Source organism: Sulfurimonas sp. (genome assembly GCF_018698455.1).
Lineage (GTDB): Bacteria > Campylobacterota > Campylobacteria > Campylobacterales > Sulfurimonadaceae > Sulfurimonas.
Genome location: NZ_JABIOQ010000003.1, coordinates 1 through 5,395, shown reverse-complemented (window position 1 = coordinate 5,395; position 5,395 = coordinate 1). Strand labels below are relative to the sequence as shown.

Annotated in this window: 5 protein-coding genes; all 5 read right to left on the bottom strand. The window is 35.3% G+C overall.

Going from position 1 to position 5,395, the window contains the following annotated elements; all coding sequences use genetic code 11:
- The coding region (locus tag HOG88_RS00585; RefSeq protein WP_295002110.1) for a chorismate-binding protein at positions 1 to 1,297 on the bottom strand (1,297 nt) is incomplete at its 3' end.
- A gap of 15 nt (positions 1,298 to 1,312) precedes the next feature.
- A complete protein-coding gene (locus HOG88_RS00580) occupies positions 1,313 to 1,984 on the bottom strand; it encodes an SPOR domain-containing protein (RefSeq protein ID WP_295002109.1) in 672 nt (223 codons plus the stop codon).
- Between the two features lie 66 nt (positions 1,985 to 2,050).
- Positions 2,051 to 2,593, bottom strand: a complete 543-nt coding sequence (locus tag HOG88_RS00575) for a DUF1882 domain-containing protein (RefSeq protein ID WP_295002108.1) — start codon at positions 2,591 to 2,593, stop codon at positions 2,051 to 2,053.
- 13 nt (positions 2,594 to 2,606) lie between these two features.
- The gene (locus tag HOG88_RS00570) at positions 2,607 to 3,854 is read right to left on the bottom strand and encodes a serine hydroxymethyltransferase (RefSeq protein ID WP_295002107.1); all 1,248 of its coding nucleotides are present in this window, start codon (positions 3,852 to 3,854) and stop codon (positions 2,607 to 2,609) included.
- A 2-nt stretch (positions 3,855 to 3,856) separates the two neighbouring features.
- Positions 3,857 to 5,374, bottom strand: coding sequence for a lysine--tRNA ligase (lysS, locus tag HOG88_RS00565; protein ID WP_295002106.1), 1,518 nt, complete (start codon positions 5,372 to 5,374; stop codon positions 3,857 to 3,859).
- Positions 5,375 to 5,395 lie beyond the last annotated feature (21 nt).

The window sequence follows — 5,395 nt, the reverse complement described above, 5'->3', positions numbered from 1 at the left end:
TCGGGACACCGAGGTTCTGTTCCTCGTAGGCCATCATGAATTCCGTGGCGATCGGCATCGGCATTTCTTCGACGACGACGTTGATTCCGGAATTCAGCGAGTGTCCGGAACGCAGAGCTCGTGCGATGAGCTCCATGGCGCGTATCTTAGGTGCACCAGTCATTGTACCTGCTGTAAACGTTGCCATAAACAGATCAAACATGTCTTTATCATCACTTAATTCTGCCGTTACATCAGAGACAATATGCATCACATGAGAAAAACGTTCTATATGCATCATATCTTCAACTTTTACAGTACCTGTTTTAGCAACACGGCTTACATCATTTCTGCCTAAGTCTATGAGCATAAGATGTTCTGCTAACTCTTTAGGGTCAGCTAGTAGCTCAACTTCAAGTGCTTTATCTTTCTCTTTTGTATCACCGCGTTTACGTGTTCCTGCTATTGGACGTAAAAGAAGTTCTCCCTCGCTCAGTCTCACCATAACTTCAGGAGAAGAGCCAACGATGTTAAAATCTTCATATTCCATCAAGAACATATATGGAGATGGGTTTTTTGTTCGTAGTATTCTGTAAAAACTAAATGCATCAACTTTTATCTTTCGAGTAAAACGGTTTGTCATTAAAATTTGAAAGACATCACCACTTTTAATCATCTCTTTGGATTTATCAATCATATCAAAAAACTTACTTTTTGAGTGTGCATAAGAGCCTTTGTCATCACCGATATTACGAACTCTATGTTGGTATGTATAAGACCCTTTTAGTTCAGCATGTATGCTAGAAAACTTTTGTTTATATTCACTAAGTGTAGAAATAAGAGTGATTTGATGGTTTTTATGGGAGTAGATTAAAACAAGTTTAGGAAGTATCAAATCAAGATCTGGAGTTCCCAGTTCATCTTCTAAGTTATCCATACTTGAACCTAGTTTTGGCTCAAAAACTTTTACCATATCATAGCCGATATAGCCTATAAATCCATCAACATAACCTACTTTTAACTCTTTTGTCGCCTTTTTATATTCAGTTGTTTCTACACTTTTATAGTAGTTCTTTAGAAAGGTAAAAGGGGATTCGTCTTTTGAATGGACTTTAGAATTAGAATCAGTATACAGAGTTGTATTGTTAACATACTGTACTCTTTCTCTAGCACCTATACAAATAAAGCTGTAGTTACCATCACTCTGTCCAGCACTCTCAAAAAGGTAACTTATCTCGTCCTCAAACATCTCTTTTAGTTTAGAGTAGACAGCAATAGGTGCTAACTGGTCAAGGGTAAACTGTTCTGAATATATCAATGTGGTCCTTAGTATTTATAAAGTAACTAAAAAAGCACCAGGCTCTACTTTTGAACGTAAAATACGTCGAGCATCTTTTGCTTTCTTCTCTGTAGAAAATGGACCAACTAAAACTTTATTTAATGTCTTGGTATTTTTCGTCATTTTACGAAATTCGTATGGAAACCCGAGCTTCTCAATAGAATCTAAAAATCTTTTATTTGGTTTGTATTTAGAAAAAGAGCCAACTTGAATATAGTAATGAATTGATGCAGTTACTTTCTCAATAGGAGCTATTTTTTTCTTAATCGTTTCTTTTACAGATTTAACTATAGGTGTTTTAGTAACTTCTTTGTTTTTAACTTTTGTTACTACAGATTCTGTAAATTCCTTTTCTCTTATGCTCTCTTCTTTGAGTTTCTTAGTTATCAAATCTAAATCTGACTCACTACTATCTTCTTGAATAACTTCAATCTCTTTAAAAAGAGGCTCTTGTGAGATTGAATTAATTTCTTGAACTTCTGGCTGAGGAGGAAGAACAGCTTGTGGAAGATTGTCGGTACCACTAGAACTGAGGGAGTTCATTAACATAACTACTATTATAAGAATGACACCTAATGTGGCTACTGATAAAATTATCTTTTTATTTGAGTTGGTCATGCCACCCTTGTTTAATATAATGTCATTGAGTTCATTATTGTTGTTCATGATTAATTACCTTGATTGTTTAAATTACTTTATGATACCTAAATATTACTTATGTAACAAGTTTTTCTACATGTGCTTCGACCACGAAGCTCCTCTTTCTTTTGCATATACCTCATAAGGCAGAGCAAGTATATTGTATTCATCTGGCACATCAGAGTTTGGAAACATTTTCCACTGTTTGGGTTGCTTCGAAGCTAGTTTCATACTTATCATTTTACCTAGTTGAATCGCTTCAGTAAGGGTTGTATGACCTTTATGAATATATACATGTAGGTGCCCATCTGTTTTTGTAGTATATGCTGTGAAATTTATATAACCTTCTTCACGTAGAAGAAGTTGTGCTTTATGATAAAAACGCTCAGGGTCACGACCATTATAATCAATGACAATATTTTCAACTTTATTATGTTTATTTACAATAGAGTGAGCAATGGTTATATCACCTTTTAGGTGTTGGTCAATTATAGATTGGGAAATTGATTCATTAACTTTTTCAAATTTATTGTAAAAAGTACGACCCTTAAAAGCGATTTTATCCACTACAGTATCGCGCTTAATCCAATAGTGGTCACTAAGCATTTTAATAAGTTTAAGATCCATTGCAGTCATTGTGAACTCCTAATTAATATGTTGATTGATTGTAAATTACAAAGTTATGTGCTAATGCTTTTAACTCTTCTTTAATAGAAGCTTGAAGTTCTGTATTTGTAATATCATCTAATACATCAGCCATTTTATTTGCAATGAACTCAAACTCTTTTTCTTTCATACCACGTGATGTAAGTGCAGGAGAACCAATGCGAATACCTGAAGTTACAAATGGACTTCTCGTCTCACCTGGAACAGTGTTTTTGTTAATAGTTATACCTGCGTTTCCTAAAGCCGCATCAGCTTCTTTTCCAGAGATATCAGTACCAACAAAAGATACAAGAATTAAGTGGTTGTCAGTTCCGCCAGAAACTACGTCATATCCACGTTTCATCATAACTTCACCAAGAATTTTAGCGTTTGCTTTTACTTGTTTAGCGTAGTCTTTCCACTCTGGAGATAAATTGTATTTAAAACCAACGGCTTTTGCAGCGATAACGTGAACTAATGGTCCACCTTGAAGCGCAGGGAATATAGCAGAGTTAAGTTTTTTTGCCATATCTTCATCATTTGTCATAATCATACCACCACGAGGGCCAGCAAGGGTTTTGTGTGTAGTTGTTGTTACAACGTCGGCGTAAGGGAATGGGCTAGGGTGCTCACCAGCTGCGACTAAACCGGCGATGTGCGCGATATCGGCAAATAAAATCGCTCCGACAGCGTCAGCAATTTCACGGAATTTTTTGAAGTCTATTTCACGAGCGTAAGCGGAAGCACCGCAAACGATGATTTTAGGCTTAACGATTTGCGCTATATCCATAACTCTATCATAGTTTATACGACCATCTAATTCAACGCCATAATAAAATGGAGAGTAGTTCTTACCTGAAAAACTTGGTTTAGAACCGTGTGTTAAGTGACCACCATGGCTTAAATCCATACCTAGAATCTTATCACCTGCTTTAAGAAGTGCTGCATAAACTGCACCATTTGCTTGGCTTCCTGAGTGAGGCTGAACATTTGCAAAGTTACATCCAAAAAGCTCACATGCTCTATCAATAGCTAACTGTTCAACGCCATCAGCATACTCACATCCACCATAATAACGCTTTGCTGGGTAACCCTCAGCATACTTGTTTGTAAAAACTGAACCCATAGCTTCCATAACAGCTGGAAGTGTAAAGTTTTCAGATGCAATCATTTCTAAATGGTCAGTTTGACGCTCTAACTCTTTTTCACATAAATCAAATATTTCACTATCGTATTCTTTTAAAAAACTCATTTTTATTCCTCTTCTTGTGTTTTAATTTCTTCATTGTTTATAGGTTTCATTGCTGGAAATAATAGCACATCTCTGATTGAATGTTCATTAGTAAGCAACATAACAAGTCTATCTATTCCTATGCCTTGCCCTGCAGTTGGGGCCATACCATAGCTCAAAGCTTCTACAAAATCACTATCCATTTCATGGGCTTCATCATCTCCATTATCTTTAGCTTTCATCTGTACTTCAAAACGTGAAAGTTGATCAATTGGATCGTTAAGCTCACTAAATGCATTGGCAATTTCACGACCAGCTATAAAAAGTTCAAAACGTTCTGTTATAGCTGGATTTTCATCACTTCTTCGTGCAAGTGGTGAAATTTCGACTGGATACTCTGTAATAAAAGTAGGGTCAATGAGCTTTTCTTCAACAAACTCATCGAAGAGTTCGCCTTGAAGTTGTCCTAAATTCATACCAGGTTTAACCGTCATATTTTTAGACTTTAAGTAAGATAAAATAGAATCTATTGTCTTACAGGACTCTACAGGAACTCCACCGATTTTTGTAAGTGATTCGATTAATGGTATCTCTTGAAAATTTTCAAAGTCTACTTCTAAGTCTCCATAAGGAAGACGTGTTGGAAGATTTAAATGCTCAAAAAGATATTTAAAATATTCTTTTGTAATTTCTATTAAATCTTTATATGTTTTATATGCCCAGTAAAATTCTATAGATGTAAATTCTGGATTATGAGTTGCATCCATACCTTCATTTCTAAAGTTACGGTTTATTTCAAATACAGCTTCAAATCCACCAACAATTAGACGTTTTAAATATAACTCAGGAGCAATTCTTAAAAATCTATCAATACCAAGTGCATTATGGTGTGTAACAAATGGCTTTGCATTAGCTCCCCCAGCTATTGGGTGCATCATTGGAGTTTCTACTTCTAAGAAACCTTTATCCTCAAAGAAACGACGAGTAAGAGATACAACCTTTGAACGAGTATGAAAAGTTTTACGTACCTCTGAATTCATAATAAGATCAAGGTAGCGCTTACGATAACGAATCTCTTTATCTGTAACACCATGAAATTTTTCAGGAAGTGGACTAATCGCTTTTGTAAGAATAGTAAAACTCTCAGCATGAAGAGACAACTCACCTTTTCCTGTTACAAATGGATAGCCACCAACTTCGATAATATCTCCAACTTCAATGTTCTTTTTAAACATGTCATTGTAGAAATCTTCAGGAAGATTATCACGCGCAACATATATTTGTAACATACCACTTTCATCTTCTATCTTTACAAAAGAAGCTTTTCCCATAACACGAAGAAGTTTAATCCGACCAGCCACAGTGTAATGGCGTTTTTCATCGCGTTTATCTTCTCTATCAGCTATGTCAGAGTTTACATTTAAATACTTCTCTATAGTTGTGTTTCTTTTACAATCATTTGAATAAGGGTTATGTCCTGCTTCTTTTAAAAGTTTCGCTTTTTCTATTCTTTGTTGAATAAATTTATTATCAAAAATCAATTATCTTCCTTGTTTTATTAG